At 57.8% G+C, this 15,630-nt stretch carries 19 protein-coding genes; 18 read left to right on the top strand and 1 reads right to left on the bottom strand.

Annotated features, from left to right (window positions below):
• Nucleotides 1–14: 14 nt before the first annotated feature.
• From ACOVRA_RS13650 to ACOVRA_RS13630, 5 genes are all read left to right on the top strand, one after another.
• On the top strand, nt 15–794 hold the full coding sequence (locus ACOVRA_RS13650; protein WP_421720775.1) for an enoyl-CoA hydratase/isomerase family protein: 780 nt from the start codon (nt 15–17) through the stop codon (nt 792–794).
• A gap of 30 nt (nt 795–824) precedes the next feature.
• Nucleotides 825–1,850 (top strand): NAD(P)/FAD-dependent oxidoreductase, encoded by a 1,026-nt coding sequence (locus ACOVRA_RS13645; RefSeq protein WP_421720774.1) that lies wholly within the window; start codon nt 825–827, stop codon nt 1,848–1,850.
• 76 nt (nt 1,851–1,926) lie between these two features.
• Nucleotides 1,927–2,679, top strand: a complete 753-nt coding sequence (locus ACOVRA_RS13640) for a creatininase family protein (protein WP_421720773.1) — start codon at nt 1,927–1,929, stop codon at nt 2,677–2,679.
• Nucleotides 2,679–3,944 (top strand): UbiH/UbiF/VisC/COQ6 family ubiquinone biosynthesis hydroxylase, encoded by a 1,266-nt coding sequence (locus tag ACOVRA_RS13635; protein WP_421720772.1) that lies wholly within the window; start codon nt 2,679–2,681, stop codon nt 3,942–3,944. The genes ACOVRA_RS13640 and ACOVRA_RS13635 overlap by 1 nt, the downstream gene beginning before the upstream one ends.
• Entirely contained in the window at nt 3,941–4,303 is a 363-nt protein-coding gene (locus tag ACOVRA_RS13630; protein WP_298227836.1) for a bleomycin resistance protein, read from the top strand. The genes ACOVRA_RS13635 and ACOVRA_RS13630 overlap by 4 nt, the downstream gene beginning before the upstream one ends.
• Here ACOVRA_RS13630 and ACOVRA_RS13625 read toward each other — a convergent pair.
• Nucleotides 4,300–5,196, bottom strand: coding sequence for an ATP-grasp domain-containing protein (locus ACOVRA_RS13625; RefSeq protein WP_421720771.1), 897 nt, complete (start codon nt 5,194–5,196; stop codon nt 4,300–4,302). The two genes, ACOVRA_RS13630 and ACOVRA_RS13625, sit on opposite strands and share 4 nt — an antisense overlap.
• Nucleotides 5,197–5,276: 80 nt before the next feature.
• Between ACOVRA_RS13625 and ACOVRA_RS13620 the strand changes: the two genes are divergently transcribed.
• From ACOVRA_RS13620 to ACOVRA_RS13560, 13 genes are all read left to right on the top strand, one after another.
• Entirely contained in the window at nt 5,277–6,269 is a 993-nt protein-coding gene (locus ACOVRA_RS13620) for an adenosine kinase (RefSeq protein ID WP_421720770.1), read from the top strand.
• A gap of 38 nt (nt 6,270–6,307) precedes the next feature.
• Nucleotides 6,308–6,661 carry a hypothetical protein gene (locus ACOVRA_RS13615; protein WP_421720769.1) on the top strand — a complete coding sequence of 118 codons (354 nt, stop codon included), beginning with the start codon at nt 6,308–6,310 and terminating at the stop codon, nt 6,659–6,661.
• A gap of 81 nt (nt 6,662–6,742) precedes the next feature.
• Entirely contained in the window at nt 6,743–7,495 is a 753-nt protein-coding gene (locus ACOVRA_RS13610) for an ABC transporter ATP-binding protein (RefSeq protein WP_421720768.1), read from the top strand.
• Nucleotides 7,492–8,244, top strand: a complete 753-nt coding sequence (locus ACOVRA_RS13605) for an ABC transporter permease (protein ID WP_421720767.1) — start codon at nt 7,492–7,494, stop codon at nt 8,242–8,244. Before ACOVRA_RS13610 ends, ACOVRA_RS13605 begins: the two co-directional genes overlap by 4 nt.
• Entirely contained in the window at nt 8,241–10,070 is a 1,830-nt protein-coding gene (locus ACOVRA_RS13600) for a Gldg family protein (protein ID WP_421720766.1), read from the top strand. Before ACOVRA_RS13605 ends, ACOVRA_RS13600 begins: the two co-directional genes overlap by 4 nt.
• On the top strand, nt 10,067–11,074 hold the full coding sequence (locus ACOVRA_RS13595; RefSeq protein ID WP_421720765.1) for a hypothetical protein: 1,008 nt from the start codon (nt 10,067–10,069) through the stop codon (nt 11,072–11,074). The genes ACOVRA_RS13600 and ACOVRA_RS13595 overlap by 4 nt, the downstream gene beginning before the upstream one ends.
• A gap of 81 nt (nt 11,075–11,155) precedes the next feature.
• A complete protein-coding gene (locus ACOVRA_RS13590) occupies nt 11,156–11,875 on the top strand; it encodes a heme ABC transporter permease (protein WP_421720764.1) in 720 nt (239 codons plus the stop codon).
• On the top strand, nt 11,872–12,063 hold the full coding sequence (gene ccmD, locus ACOVRA_RS13585; protein WP_421720763.1) for a heme exporter protein CcmD: 192 nt from the start codon (nt 11,872–11,874) through the stop codon (nt 12,061–12,063). Before ACOVRA_RS13590 ends, ccmD begins: the two co-directional genes overlap by 4 nt.
• Nucleotides 12,060–12,605, top strand: coding sequence for a DsbE family thiol:disulfide interchange protein (locus ACOVRA_RS13580; RefSeq protein WP_421720762.1), 546 nt, complete (start codon nt 12,060–12,062; stop codon nt 12,603–12,605). Before ccmD ends, ACOVRA_RS13580 begins: the two co-directional genes overlap by 4 nt.
• Before the next feature lie 76 nt (nt 12,606–12,681).
• On the top strand, nt 12,682–12,954 hold the full coding sequence (locus tag ACOVRA_RS13575) for a hypothetical protein (RefSeq protein ID WP_421720761.1): 273 nt from the start codon (nt 12,682–12,684) through the stop codon (nt 12,952–12,954).
• 179 nt (nt 12,955–13,133) lie between these two features.
• Nucleotides 13,134–13,523 carry a hypothetical protein gene (locus ACOVRA_RS13570; protein WP_290801765.1) on the top strand — a complete coding sequence of 130 codons (390 nt, stop codon included), beginning with the start codon at nt 13,134–13,136 and terminating at the stop codon, nt 13,521–13,523.
• 194 nt (nt 13,524–13,717) lie between these two features.
• Nucleotides 13,718–14,542 carry a flagellin gene (locus ACOVRA_RS13565; protein WP_298227859.1) on the top strand — a complete coding sequence of 275 codons (825 nt, stop codon included), beginning with the start codon at nt 13,718–13,720 and terminating at the stop codon, nt 14,540–14,542.
• A gap of 225 nt (nt 14,543–14,767) precedes the next feature.
• A complete protein-coding gene (locus ACOVRA_RS13560; protein ID WP_421720760.1) occupies nt 14,768–15,592 on the top strand; it encodes a flagellin in 825 nt (274 codons plus the stop codon).
• Nucleotides 15,593–15,630: the final 38 nt, after the last annotated feature.

Here is a 15,630-nt window from a genome sequence, read left to right as displayed (position 1 = left end):
GACAAGGCCTTCCCGTGGAAAACCTCATCCTTCTGCAGCGCCACGCTAGTCACTCCGCGACTTTGTGGATTAATCGACCCGATAAGCGCAATGCGCTTTCTGTTGCCATGTGGGCGGCGATCCCGGCGCGCGTGGCAGAAGCCATTGCCGACCCTGACATCAAGCTCCTGTTCGTTCGGGGCGCGGGCGGGGTGTTTGCTGCGGGTGCCGATATCTCGGAAATGCCAGAAGTCTATGCGACAGCCGAAGCCGCCCTTTTAAATGATGAGAAGATTCAAGGCGCGATGAAGGCGCTGGAAGAGTGCCCCAAGCCCGTCATCGCCTTGATCGAAGGGCCTTGCGTGGGGGGCGGCTGTGGCATCGCCCTAGCGTGCGACCTGCGCATTGGCGTCGAGGGCAGCCGCTATGGGGTGACGCCGGCAAAGCTCGGTCTCGTTTATGGCGCAGGCGATACGCGGCGCTTGATCCAAGCGGTCGGCCTTTCCAAAGCCAAAGACATTTTATTCACCGGTCGCTTGCTCGATAGCGCAGAAGCGCTCGCCTGTGGCCTAATTGATCGCTTGGTTACTTCCGATCGCTTGGAAGCAGTCGCGGCAGATTACGCCGCAAAGATCGGTGCGGCCTCGGTCTATTCGATCCGCGCGCAAAAGCAGATTTTGGCGATGTTGCGCGGTGGCTGTGACGATGCCGAAGCCAGCCGCGCGCTTTTTGGCGCAAGCTTTACGGGCGAAGATTTCAAAGAGGGCTTTGCTGCCTTTATGGAAAAGCGGCCTGCGCAATTTCCTGTGCGCTGATTGTTTCTGCGCTAAATCCGGTGTGTTGAGTTGGGTGCCCATTGGGCCGTCAAAGAAGAGGGTTTGGGCGTGGCCAGTTTTGCCATCATTGGCGCGGGGATTAGTGGCTTAGCCTGCGGCAATGCACTGGCTGCAGCGGGGCATCAGGTCGCCTTGTTTGACAAAGGGCGGGGTCCGGGCGGTCGCATGTCGACCCGGCGGATCGACACCCCCTTGGGCCAAGCCTTTTTTGACCATGGCGCGCAATTTTTCACGGAGCGGGACCCGGACTTTCAAAAGGCGATTTCAGCGCTAGAAGCACAAGGTGCAGTCGGTCTCTGGCGCGGCCAATTTGTGCGCGTGGATGGGCAGGGCCAACAGCACTCGCAGGGCGACGAGCCGCGTTATGTCGGTACACCGGGGATGAATGGCATTGTTCGCGGCCTTGCAGTGGGCTTAAACCCTGCTTGGGCGATGCGCGTCAGCGCCCTTTCCGGCCAAAAAGGGGCTTGGCAACTCCATTTCGAAACAGGCGAAACCCTTGGGCCCTTTGACCAAATCATCTGCGCGGTGCCTGCTGAACAAGTCAGCGATCTTTTGGCCGCCCATACCCCAGCCATTGCCCAACAAGCCAAAGCGATCAATTCATTGCCCTGCTGGACAGGCCTGTTTGCCTTTGAAACGCCTTTGGCGCTCGATTGGGATATGGCGCGCTTTGAAGCCCATCGGGTGCTGGATGTGATCTCCGCAAGCGTGAATAAGCCCGGCCGCACGGGGCCTGCGACCTATGTCGTCCAAGGCCGCGCCGATTGGTCGATTGCGCATTTGGAAGAAGGCGCAGACGAGATTGCGACCACCCTCTTTCAGGCCTTGGCAGAGGTTTGCGGCCCCCTACCGACACCTCTGGTCCAATCCGCCCATCGCTGGCGCTATGCACGGGTCGAGACCAGCCATGGGCCGGGTCATTTGTATGATGGCGATCAAGGCATAGGCGCGTGCGGCGATTGGTTGTCTGGCCCACGGGTTGAATCGGCTTGGTTATCTGGGCATCACTTGGGCCGACACCTGTCAGCTTAGCTGACAAAATGAAAAGACCGTTCTACAACCTTTTTGCTCTCGTTTCTCTCACTCGGATTGTCCAAAGGAAGCCCACATGTTCTTGTCTTTAGCCACATGGCCCGAAATTGATCAGCGGCTGAAAGCAGGCAAGCGCGGGATCATCATTCCCATTGGCAGTCACGAGCAACATGGCCCAACAGGCCTGATCGGCACAGACGCGCTCTGCCCCGACATCATTGCGCGGGAAGCTGAAAAGCAGGGTGACTTACTGATCGCTCCGCCTTTTTCGATCGGCATGGCCCAGCACCATATGGGCTTTCCGGGCTCTATGACATTGCGACCCTCCACCATGATTGCCACCATTGTCGATTGGACGGCCAGCCTAACGCGGGCGGGCTTTGACCGCCTCTATTGGGTCAATGGCCATGGCGGCAATGTCGCCACGATCCAAGCCGCTTTTGCGGAAACCTATGCGCCTTTTTCACTGCGCGGTGAGGCAGCCCCCTTTGCCCATATGCTGAAGAATTGGTGGGAATTACCGGGGATAGAACGGTTGTGCCTCGACATGTATCCCGTCGGCCATGGCTCGCACGGCACAGCCTCTGAAGTGGCAGTCACTTATTGGGCCTATCCAGAACGCGCAGACCTCGCGAAGCTGGTGCTAGACCCGAAGATCGCGCCTAATGGCCCGATCCGCGATGCTGCAGACTATCGCCGCCGCTTTGCGGATGGCCGCATCGGCTCTGACCCAACCCAGTCGACGCCAGAGCAAGGCGGCAAGATTGTTGAAGCCGCCGCCAAGGCCCTAATCACCGACGCCACCAACTTCTTTGCTGAGACTGCCTGATGGCCCAAGCCCCCCATAATTTTGATGTCTTGATTTCGGGCGGTGGCTTGGTTGGCCTGACTTTGGCCTTGGCACTTGACCAAGGTGGCCTGAAGGTGGCCGTCATTGACCGCTTACCGGCGGCGGACTTGTTGGAAGAAACCTTTGACGGGCGCGCCACCGCTATGGGGTTTGCGACCTATCGTATGATGCAGAGCTTGGGGGTCGCAAGCCACATTGGCGAAGTTCAGCCGATTGAACAGATTTTGGTGTCGGACGGCCGGATCAGTAGCCCCTCACGCAAAGGTGGCCCGTCTTCCCTCACCTTGCATTTCGACCATCGTGAGACAGGTGCAGGCGATGAGCCCTTGGGCTGGATGATTGAAAACCGCCGAATCCGCCTCGCGCTCGACAAAGAGGCCGCCACACGGTCCGGAATCACGCGCTTTGCCCCCGATGAGATCGACGATCTACGAATTGACACGGGCCAAGTTACGGCGCGCTTGAAGTCGGGCAAGATCTTGACCGCGCCCGTGATCGTCGGCGCAGAAGGTCGCGGCTCTTACGTCCGCAAAAAGGCGGGTATCCGCACCTATGGCTGGGCCTATGATCAAACCGGCATTGTGACCACGGTTGCGATGGAAAACAGCCATCAAGGCGTTGCGCATGAATATTTCTTGCCAACAGGCCCCTTTGCCATCCTGCCGCTGATGCATCATCGCGCCAATATCGTGTGGTCAGAGAAGACCAGCCGCGCAAAAGCCCTTCTGGCCATGAGCCGCCCCGATCTGGAGCAAGAATTGGCGCGCCGATTTGGCGACTTCTTAGGCGCGGTCAAGCTTGATGCACCCGTCTGGTCCTATCCTTTGTCGATGGAGCTTGCCGCCACTTGGGCCAAGCCGCGTGTGGCCCTCGCCGGGGATGCAGCCCATGGCATTCATCCAATTGCAGGCCAAGGCCTGAACCTTGGCCTCAAAGACGTTGCGGCTTTGGCGGAAGTTCTGGTCGAGGCGCGCGGTCTCGGCCAAGATTTAGGTGATTTGGCGGTGCTGGAGCGCTATGCCCAATGGCGGCGGACCGATACGATGACGCTGGCTATCTCGTGCGATGCCTTCGTCCGGCTTTTCTCCAACGACATTGCCCCGGTCCGGGCACTACGGACACTCGGCCTCGGGATTGTCGATGCCATTGGCCCAGCGCGGCGCTTTTTTGCGAGCCATGCCGGCGGTGCCGTCGGTGATTTGCCAAGACTTCTGCGTGGCGAGCGTTTAGGGGCGAATGCATGACCGACTTTGCCACGCCCAATCTACCCGCTCGCGATATGGCGGCGACCTCTGCCTTCTATCAAAAGCTGGGTTTCACGGAAGATTATGTTTCGCCCGGCTGGATGATCCTGTCACGCGGCGGCCTGCAACTTGAGTTCTTTCCCTATCCCGACCTTGACCCCACGACCTCGTCCTTTGGCAGCTGTTTGCGGGTCGACGACTTGCAGGGCCTCTATCAGGCGTGCGTCGCTTCTGGCATTCCCCAAGTTCACACCGGTATGCCCCGCGTGCATCCACCCAAGCGTGAGCCATCAGGCCTGACCATCGCCTATCTGATTGACCCAGACGGTAGCCTGATCCGCATCATCCAGAACGATTAAAGCCGCTCCAGCACGGCTTGGGCAAAGAGCTTCGCACCGTGCTTACCGTCTTGGCGGTCGAGCGTCAGATAAAGCCAAGGCTCAATCAGCTCTAACTCCATCAACAACCAATTGCCGTCTGCCCCGCGCACGAGATCAACCCGCGCATAAGTCAAAGGCGTGCCGTCGGCCTTGGCCAGCACGGCTTTCGCGGCTTCCAACGCGCCTTCGGGTGCATCAATGCCCGTTTCGACGGCCCCATGCTGGCCTTGCGTGCGATAATCACCCGCTTTTGGCCGCTTGATCAGCGCATGGGAAAACCGCCCACCGAAATAAAGCAGCGACAACTCGCCCTCTTCCGTCACCGCGGGCAGGAAGGGCTGGATCAAGGCAGCTGCCGGGGGCAATATATCGTCGGAAGGAACAGGTTCACCACGCTTCAAACGGGCTTGCCGCCAAGCGCCTGCGCCAATGCGCGGTTTGATGATGATCTCATCGGCATTCAGCACATCAAAGCTGCCCAGAATCACGTCGGGGCTGCAGGCATCGACGGCCAAGGTTGGGGGTACAGGGGCACCGCGCCGTTCAAGCTCTGCCAAATAGCCCTTGTCCATATTAGCGCGGATGACCGCGCCATCGTTTAGCAAGCGCGCGCCTGAGGCTTCAATTTCGGCAACGCGCTTCAAAAAGGTCTCAGTCGCTTGCGGGTAGTTCCACGCCAAAAGCGGCAGAACGGCTGAAAAGCGCGACCAATCCGTGCCGTCATCCTGCCAGAACACCGGCTCTATCTCGACACCCGATGGCGCAAACGCCTCGCGCAGCAGCACAAGTTGATTATGCGCATAATCGGGTTCAGCCCGATCCGGGCGGCTGGGGTAATAATCATGGGTGACGAGGAGTGCGATTGGTTTCATGTCCAAGCCGCTAGCCGCATCGCGCGCAAACGTCTAGAGCAGGCCCGCACTAAATTGCTTGCGGCAAGGAGCCCTTAGAGATGACGACCCAATTTGATGTTTGCGGTGTAGGTAATGCGATTGTTGACGTGATTGCACCCGCATCGGACGAATTCCTAGCCGAACATCAAATCGCCAAGGGTGCCATGACCTTGATTTTTGATGAGCCTGCGGTGGAGCGCCTCTATGCGACCATGGCAGCCGGTCAAGAAAGCTCCGGTGGCTCTGCCGCCAACACTTTGGCTGGCATCGCCTCTCTGGGCGGCAAAGGGGCCTATATTGGCAAGGTCGCCAATGACACCTTGGGCCAAGTGTTTCGCCATGACATGAATGCTGGCGGCGTGGCCTATGACACCCCGCCCCATGCCAATGGCCCTTCGACCGCGCGCTGCTTGATCAATGTGACGCCCGATGGCCAGCGCTCCATGAGCACCTTCTTGGGCTGCTCACCCCTGCTGACGCCAGAGGATTTGGACCCTGCGAAACTTGCTGCCGCGCAAATTGTTTTTTTGGAAGGCTATTTGTTTGACGCCGAAGAAGCCAAAGCAGCTTTCGTAAAGGCCTCTGAGATCGCCCACACTGCTGGCAATAAGGTGGCGCTGACCTTGTCGGACTTGTTCTGCGTCGACCGTCATAAGGCGGCTTTCCGTCATCTGGTTGCCAATCACATCGACATTTTGTTTGCCAATGAGGCCGAGATCATCGCGCTTTATGACGCGCCAGACTTTGACACCGCCTTGGCCGCAGCGCGCAAGGATTGCGACCTGGTCGCGCTGACCCGCTCTGAAAAGGGTTCGGTTCTGGCGCGTGGCGTCGAAGTTGTGACCGTTGCCGCCGATCCTGTTGCCCAAGTCGTCGACACCACGGGTGCTGGCGATCTTTATGCGGCAGGCGTGCTCTATGGCTTGGCCAGCGGTCGTGAACTTGAAGCGTGCGGAAAACTGGGTTCACTGGCAGCTGGGGAAGTGATTTCCCATTATGGCGCGCGCCCGTTGGTCAGCCTTGCAGAGCTAGCCGCCGCTCGCGGTCTCTAAAGGGTCAGGTTTGGCGTAAGTTTTGCTTGGGCAGCGCCATGATCAAGCACGCGGCCTACCTTGGAACACTGATGGCATTGGGCTTTGCCTCCACTGGGCAAGCCCAAAGCGTCTCCACCTATCGCTCTGACGGCGTCACCGCGCCGCAAGTGAAGGCGGAAGTGCGCAAAGAACGGCCTCGCAACGTGCGTATCACACGGTCCACCGATGCATTGCCGCCCGTCGGCGGTTTTATCGACACGATTGAACCGGTTGGCGGCGGCGTGCGCCTTGCACCCGCCTCGACCGAAGCTGAGCCTCTGCCAATGGCCATATTGGTCGACGTAGAGGCACAACCGCGCCAGAGACCACAATCACGCAAGTCGCGCCTGAAGCGCCCTGCACGCAACTAATCATACGACCTGTCGGCTGCCCTTCCCCTGCCCGGTTCTGAGGGTTAGAAAGCCCAACCTGCGACGGGATCGAACACCAGCATGCTGAAACTTGACGGGCTCACCAAAACCTATGCTGGCCAAAGGGGTGTGAACTCTATCAGCTTTGAAATCGCACCTGGCGAAGTGGTCGGCTTTGTCGGCCCCAATGGTGCCGGCAAGACGACGACCTTGCGGATGATTGCTGGCACGTTGGAACCCGATCAGGGCACAGTTCAACTGATGGGCCATGATGTCTGGTCGAACCGACAGACCGCCCAAGCCGTGATGGGCTATTTGCCTGAACATGCACCCTTGTATGACGATATGACCCCGCGCAGCTATCTGGACTTTCTATTGTCCGCGCGGGGGGTGGCGCGTAAGCAGCGCCCCGATCTCCTCACCCAAGCTGCCAAGCGAACCCAGATTGAAGATGTGCTGGATCGGCGGATTGAAGGCCTGTCGAAAGGCTATCGGCGACGCGTGGCGCTGGCTGGTGCGTTGGCCCATGACCCGCCTGTCCTGATCCTCGACGAACCCAGCGATGGCCTCGACCCTAATCAGAAGCGGGTGACGCATGCATTGATCCGCGAGCTCTCGCCCGGACGGATCATTTTAATCTCCACCCATCAATTGGATGAAGCCGCCACTTTATGTAGCCGCTTGATCTTGATCGCGGAGGGCCAAGTGCGCGCCGATCAAAGCCCGGCGGACTTTGCAGCCCAAAACCCTGAGGGCCGGATTGAAGATGTCTTCTATCGCTTGACCGCAGGACCTTCGCCCACGGCGTCAAATCCGGACGAGGCGCAAACATGACCGCCTTTTGGACTGGCTTTTGCGCCTTATACCGCCGTGAGTTGCGCCAAGATGCCGGCAATCCCTTGGCCTATATGTTTGTGGCGAGTTTTATCTCGGCTTCTGTCCTATTGGCGTTTCAAGTGGGCGGCCTGTTTGAGGCCGGGCGGGCGGAGCTGGTCGCTTTCTTCCAATTTCATCCGTGGCTGTTTGTGGTCCTGATGCCAGCGCTAAGCATGCGGGCGTGGAGCGATGAAGCGCGGACGGGAACTTTAGAAACCTTGCTCGCCCTACCCGTGCCGACGTCGGCGCTGGTGCTCGCGAAATTCATGGCGGCTTGGACTCTGGCATGCCTGATGCTCGTCCTCACGACACCACTCTGGCTGGGCCTTAGCCTGCTTGGGCCTGTCGATCATGGGGCGACTTTGACCGCTTATCTGGGCTCTTGCCTGCTGGCGGGGGCCTATCTGTCAATCGGAATGGCCGCGTCTTCTGTCAGCCGCAGCCAAGTCTTAAGCTTTGTCATCGCTTTGGGCGTGAGCTTTCTGGCCACTGCTGCTGGGCTACCGCTGGTGAGTAGCACCTTGGCGGCCTTCCTGCCTTTACCACTGACAGAGGCGCTCGCCTCACTCTCCATGCTGGATGCCTTTGCAGGATTTGAACGCGGCGTGATTGAAGCCCGCGGGCTGAGCTATTTTCTGGCCGTTATAGCGCTGGGTCTGTGCTTGACGGGCCTGTGGGTCGACACGAAGCGTGGGGGGCAAGCATGAAGCGGCCCCTCTTCACCCGCCTTGCTGCGGCTCTCTTGGTTGTTTTGTTTGTGAGCAGCCAAGTGATCAGCCAAAACTGGCTGGCGGCTCTGCGTGTCGATACCACCCAAGACCAGCTTTATACCCTCTCAGCCGATACAAACGCCGTGTTGCGCGAGCTCAAACAACCCTTAGAGCTGCGGCTTTATCTTTCCCGCGAGGCCTTGACCGAAGACCCAGTGATGCGGGGCTTTAGTCAGCGCGCGGCTGATTTGCTGTCGGTCTATGCGCGCGAAGCCAATGGCCAGATCAGATTGACGATCATCGATCCCAAGCCATTTTCGGCCCGTGAAGAGGAAGCTTTAAAGGCAGGTCTCACACCTATTCCGGGGCCGCGCCCGGATGATGCGGCCGCTTTTTTGGGTTTAGTGCTGAAGAGCCCCTATGGCCGCGATTTGGTGGTGCCGCTGCTCGATCCAGCCGACGCCGCCAGCCTTGAGTTTCAAGTAACCCGCGCCGTGATCAAACTGAGCGAACCGAACCGAACACGGGTTGCGATGCTCACCAGCCTGCCTTGGCTCGTGGCAACCGACCCAGAAAGCGGCACCATGCGGCCGGTGGCCGAGATTGCATCCTTATTGATGCAGGAGACCGAGTTTTCTCTCTTAAGCTCAGATTTTCAGACAATTCCGGCGTACACAAATGTGCTGATTGTTGCTCAGCCTGAGCCTCTGACCGAGGCGCAGCAATTTGCGCTGGACCAATATGTTCTCAAAGGCGGCAAGCTTTTGTTGCTTCTGGACCCCGCTTCAACCATTGCGCGCGATGGCGGCGGCGGTCAGCAACAGGGGACCCAAGCGCTGGGTCGTTTGACCCAAGCGTGGGGCTTTAGCGTGCAAGGCGATGTGATTGCCGATCGCGCCTACGCTTTGCCGGTACAGACGGGCCTTGCTGGCCGCGCGGCAATTGCACCCCAGCCGCTGATTTTTCAAGTGCCCGCCAGCGGCCTCAATCAGGATCATGCTGTCACGCGGGCCTTAAGCCAAGGCGTTCATGTGGCAACGCCCGGCGAAGTGGTTCGGCTTGGCCAGACAGGCACCAGCTTCACCCCGCTGCTGACCTCGTCGCCCGATACGATGCGCCTTGAGGCCAAGCGCACTTTATCGGGTCTAAGCCCACAAGATATTGAGCTTGATTGGCAAAGCTCTGGTCAGCGACAAGTCTTGGCAGCAGAAGTTAGCGGTTCTTGGCGCACGGCCTTTCCAAATGGCGATCCAGCCAAGCGACAAGTGGATGCGCTCGCGGCAAGCGATAAGCCCGGCCAAATCCTCGTTTTTGGCGACGTCGATTTGTTGGCCGATAGCCTTTATGTCAATGACACTGGCGCTGTGGCCGACAATGCGCGCCTGATCCTCAATAGTGTGGATTATCTGGCTGGCAAAACACAGCTTGTGGAGCTGCGATCCCGCACACCTCGCCCGCGCAATTTGGTAGAGGTCGAAAAGCTGCGGCAGGCGGCGCAAGCGCGCGTGCTGGAAGAAGAGCAGGCTTTGGAAAGTCGTCTCGCCTTGGCTGAAACCCGCTTAAAAGAGATCGAGGCCAAGGAAGCGGCCAAGGACCTCATCGCGTCAGACGTCACCGACAATGAACTCGCCCAAGTCCGCCAAGAGGTGCAAGAAGCCCGCACCCGCTTGCGGGCTGTCCAAGAAGGTGTGCGCGAGGGTGTTGCGCGCATCAAAACCCGTCTCATGGTAATCCCCGGCATTGTGATCCCCCTGCTGATCGTGCTGGCAGGGCTGTTGGTTCAGGTTTTCAGGCGACGCCAGCAGCGGCGGCTTGCCCAATGACCAAGCCGAATTTGACCACGGGCGACCTCAAACGACGGGATATCTTATTTCGCTTGGGCGGAGCTTGTGTGGCGGGCTTGGGTCTTAGCACTGTTGCACCTGCAACTAAGCCCAATGGTCAGCGGGAACAGCGCAGGTCCGGCAAGGTATTCCCAAAGTTTGCCAAAGAGGTGTCGCGTATCGGCTGGGTAAAGGTCGTGGGACCCGTCGCCCAGTTTGAACTGGCAGATGTGTCTGGAACCTGGAAGTTGCCCCGGGCTGATTGGTACAATGCAGGCGATGAACCGTTACGCCGTCTCATCAAGGCGCTAAGTGACTTGCGCTATCTCCGCGCCTTGCCCACGCCGACAAAACAAGAGTCTGCTGCCAGCCAAATCGATCCGCGCAAGGGTGGGGACGGGGTATGGCTGACATTAGAGGCCGACGACCGTACCCCGCTCGCCACGTTGATTTTGGCTAAACGGGGCGAACAGACCTTGGTACAGCTTGCGGGTGAGACCGCGCTCTATGAAGTCAATTCGGTGGATTGGCCGAGTTTTACCAATCCGAGCGCATGGCTGGACCTGCCCAAACTGGATTTTGCGCCCGAGCGGATCGCGACGGTCAGCCTCGCGCGTCCGGGGCAAGGCCAGCTTGATATTGTCCGGCGGCCAGATGGCGGATTTGCGCCGGTCGGCGGCAAAGCAAACCCCTTGATAACCGACATCGCACTGCTGCTTGGGCGCTTGGAATTCCAAGATACTCGGCGGGCTAACAGGCTTACCGGTCCCACACGCTTTAGCCATGAGACGAGCCTGAAATCAGGCTTGGTCATTGCGCTGGACGGCCATGAAGATGAAGGTCACTATTGGGTGAAATTGCGCATGGATGCAAGTCAGGCCGCAAGCCCAGAAGAAGGCGACCGTCTGGCCGCCCAAACCGACCAATGGGCGTTTGAAATTCCAGCTAAGTCCTGGACCTTATTGACGACCCCGACTGACTTACTTCTGCAAGCGGGTCCCTGACTTCTCACAAAAGCGCGCGTGCTGCGTCTGATAAAGCTCTAACGCTGGACCTGATGGCGTGTGCGTTCTAACTGAGGACTTATGATTTCTGGCTTCGCAAACCCGCAACGCTTTTTAGGCCTCAGCAACTGGCTGTTGCCAATTACCAGTGTGTTGGCTGTGATTGTTTCCGCTATCGGCGTGGTTTGGTCGCTCCTCTATGCCCCAGCGGACTATCAGCAGGGTGAGACCGCGCGCATCATGTATATTCATGTGCCGTCGGCTTGGATTGCGGTCGGTGCCTATAGCGGCATGGCGATTGGCAGCATTTCCTATCTGGTTTGGGGCCATGCACTTGGCGATATTGCCGCCAAAGTGATGGCACCAATCGGGGCAGCCTTTACCGCGCTCTGCCTTGCCACAGGTTCCATCTGGGGCCGCCCAACGTGGGGCACGTGGTGGGAGTGGGATGGACGTTTGACCTCGGTCCTCGTGCTCTTCTTCCTCTATTTGGGTTATATGGCGCTGCGCAGCGCTTTGGACGAAACCAGCAAGGCCTCCAAAGCCGCGGCCATTTTGTGCTTGGTCGGCACGATCAATATTCCGATCATCCGCTTTTCGGTTGAATGGTGGAATACGTTGCACCAAAAAGCCTCCATCATTCGCGAAGGTGGCCCCAGCCTCGACCCCAGCCTCTTACACCCCTTGCTTGTTATGGGCGTTGCCTATCTGTTGATTTTTGCCGCTTTGACCTTGGCCGCGATGCGCGCGGAAATCTGGAAGCGCTCAGCCGACGCGATTCAGGCGAGGTTGCAGTCATGATTCCGCAATTTGCTTCCTTCGCTGAGTTCTTAGCCATGGGCGGCTATGCTGGCTTTGTCTGGGGTGCTTGGGGTCTAAGCGCCGCCGTGATCGCTGGCCTCATCCTGCGCGCCAATGTGACAGGGCGCAACCAGAAAGCCCGCTTGGAAGCCTTGCGCCAAGAAAAAGACGCGGGCACACCCTCATGAGCGCACAGCCCTCTGCCAATCGCCTGATGGCGTTTCTGCCGCTGGCCTTATTCCTAGCTTTAGCCGGGCTATTTGCTTGGGCGATGTTTGGCCAACGCGTCGACCGCCATGCCAGTGCTTTGATCGGCAAGCCAGTACCGCCCATTATGTTGCCAGATATGGACGGCAAGACCCTCGACCTTACGAGCTACAAGGGCCGCGCCGTCATTGTGAATGTGTTTGCGTCCTGGTGTGCGCCATGTCGGGTCGAGCACCCCATGCTGCTGCAACTGGCCAAGGATAAGCGCTTTGTGGTTATCGGCCTTGCTTACCGCGATGACCCCAGCAAAACCCAAGCCTATCTCGACGAATTGGGCGACCCGTATGCGCAAACTGGCATTGATCGGCAGGGCGCGGCGGGCGTGCAATTGGGCCTAGGCGGCGTGCCAGAGACCTATGTCATCAGTGCCAAGGGCATTGTGCTGACCCGCCACCAAGGGGAAATCACCCCGAAAGTGGCCGCTGAATTGGCACAATTGGCGGCGCGAAATTCAACGCCCTAAAAATTGCTGCTTGGGGCGACGTGCCTTCTGAATTTGTTCGTAAATCATTAACGCGACGCAGATTAGCCCTGACTTTATGAAAGTTGATCCGCCTCTTTTCCCCCAATCTCTCGGCCAAACCCCTGCTGCGGCGCGCCCGTCTGCGGAGGCGACAGAGGCCCGCAAGGCGTTTGCAGCATTGTTGAGTGCTGCCAATCAGCGCTCGAGCTTACCTCGGACACCAACCACCGATACCCCGCCAGCGCGGCCTGCTTCTGCTATGAATTCAACGCCTTCGGTCAAGGCAGAAGAGCCAGCACCGCAAAATGGCTTGGCCCGCCCCGGGCGCGTGATCGACATCCGCGTCTAGTCAAAAAATTTAACTAAAATCCAATTCAAATCTAGTTTAAATCAAAGTCAAAATCACCTCAAATCAAGCTCTAACTTAGCTTAATATCTCCCGATTCTGCGGACGGTTTATTGGTAACTCATGGGTAATATCGCCCTCGGTTACAACAACCAAGCGCCTAAATGGCGTTCCACCGCTTGATGAAGGATCATACAATGATTGGCATCAACTCCAGCTTAGGGCCTGTACAGGCCTTACAGCTGCAGGTCGCAGCCCGGAGTGACCCGTCCCAAAAAAGTTCGGACGACACACGCGCTCGCGACACAGCGTCAGACAAGGGCCAAACGGCCTTTGAGCTTGATCTGACAATGCCTCGAAACCTGCCGGATAAATTGCCCAAAGCCCATCACCTGGACTTTCTGACCCAGATGGAAGCGATTGTGGCTGCCAATTCAACGCAGGAAACCACCAGTGACCTATCGACCGATGCTGCCCGCCTACAAGCGCTGCAGATCCGTCAACAATTGGAGTCATTGCCGCACGGGATCAGTAATCGTGCGTCCCAACTCGCGCTGGCCTTTTTCCGCTAGCCCCGGCTGACCCCACACCCTCTTTGTATTCGTGCCTTCGAGAGTTTCACCACGCCGACCCTGTGTCGGTGTGCTTGGGGGCGGCTGTCCGCACCCATGGGCTGAGCGAAGTTCCTCACCAACAGGGCCATAGCGCCCGTTTCAGCAACGCGTGACTTAAAGTCAAACCAATTGCTAAATGCAAGGAGATCACAATGATCAGTGTCAACACCAATATTGGCGCCATGGCCGCCGTTCAAAACCTCAACAGAACCGGCCTCGAACTCCAACAATCGCAGTCCGCCATCTCAACCGGCAAAAAGGTCGCCAATGTCCGCGACAATGGGGCAGTCTGGGTGATTGCCAACAAAATGAGCACAGACGTGGAATCCTATAGCCGCGTGCGTGAATCGAACGAGCGCGCCACGGCTATTCTCGATACCGGCATTGCAGCTGGCGAAGGGATCATGGAATTGCTCAACGAGATGAAAGCCAAGGCTTTGGCCGCAACCCAAACCGGCCTCTCTGCCGGTTCCCAGGCGGCTTTAGCCGCCGACTTTGCCCAATTGCGCGATCAAATCACAACTGTCGTGGCCAATGCCGCCTTTGACGGCACCAATATGGTGAAGGCAACACCCGACAGCGCCATTGCGTTGGGGGACTCGGCCGGGGCGAACAATATCACGATTGCGGGCGCAAACCTAAGCTTGGGCGGTGGGGTTGTGACCGTCACCGGGACTTCGGCGGTCGATAATACGACCAATGCCGCAGCCGCCCTAACGGCAGTCAATAACTCAATCACCGCATTGGGTACACAATTGGCGACCTGGGGTGCTGGGGCAAAGCGGATGCAAGTTCATCGTGACTTTGTTGGCAAGCTTCAAGACGCGTTGAACACCGGTATTGGTTCGCTGGTTGATGCTGACTTGTCGGCTGAAAGCGCCAAATTGCAATCCTTGCAAGTGAAACAGCAATTGGGCATCCAAGCCCTGTCCATCGCGAACTCAGGCATGCAAACGGCTTTGTCGCTCTTTCGCTAAAGCTGAAGCCTCTGACTGATTGAGCGCCACTATGACCCGGATGATTGCCTCGCAATCGTCCGGGTTTTTCTTTTGAATCAGAAGAATAGATCAAGTTTAATTGTGAATCGGCAAATTCTACCTATTGGTAACAAAAGATTCACTACCCTTTGGTAACGTGGCCCTAGTCAAAATGACGCAAGCGGCGAACCAGCCGCCAAGAATGCAAAATGCAAGGGGATCACAATGGTCACGGTCAATACCAATAAGGGTGCGATGGCTGCCATCCAAGATCTGCGCGTAGTGGGGCAGTCGATGGCAAAGTCCCAAGCCGCAATCGCAACTGGCAGCAAAGTCTCATCTGTTCAAGGTGCCGCGTCTAGTTGGGTTTTAGCCAAGCAAACCTCCAGCGATGTTTCGGCCTATAATCGCGTTCGCGAGTCGACTGATCGTGCATCAGCCATGTTGGATACGGCGATGGCGGCAGGTGCCGCCATCATGGACTTACTCGACCAAATGAAGTCGAAGGCCTTGGCGGGGACCCAGACAACCAATTCCGCTTCGGTTCAGGCCGCTTTAGCTGCTGATTACCTCGCTCTGCGTCAACAAATTGGGCTGGTGGTTGCAAATGCGCAATTCGAAGGAAGCAATATGGTTGGCCCCAACCCTGCAAGTGCCATAGCGCTGGGCGATGCCGATGGTAATAACAGCATCACAATTGCTGGGGCGGACCTCTCTTATGGCACCCCAATTATGCAGATCACGGCTTTTTCCCATTTAACAGGCCCAAACAACGCGACTGTTGCTCTGGGACTCGTGAACTCAACCATCACCACACTCGGCAATCAGATGGCCACATGGGCAGCTGGCGCCAAGCGGTTGGAAACCCATCGCGAGCTGACGAGCAAAATTCAAATGGCTCTGGACACGAAGTTCTCATCCCTCAATGATGCGGACCTCACGGCCGAGAGTGCCAAACTAAAGGCTGCCCAAACGCGCGAACAACTCGCGACACAAGCTTTTGCAGTGGCAAATGCAACAACAAGATCAGCGCTGTCGCTCTTCCCATAATTGAAGTCACTTTCAAATTAAAAACCATGGGTTGGCCA

The sequence above is a fragment of the Aquidulcibacter sp. genome, assembly GCF_049239865.1.
Lineage (GTDB): Bacteria > Pseudomonadota > Alphaproteobacteria > Caulobacterales > Aquidulcibacteraceae > Aquidulcibacter.
The sequence above is the reverse complement of the archived record's forward strand: the minus strand, read 5'-3'. Positions and strand labels throughout refer to the sequence as shown.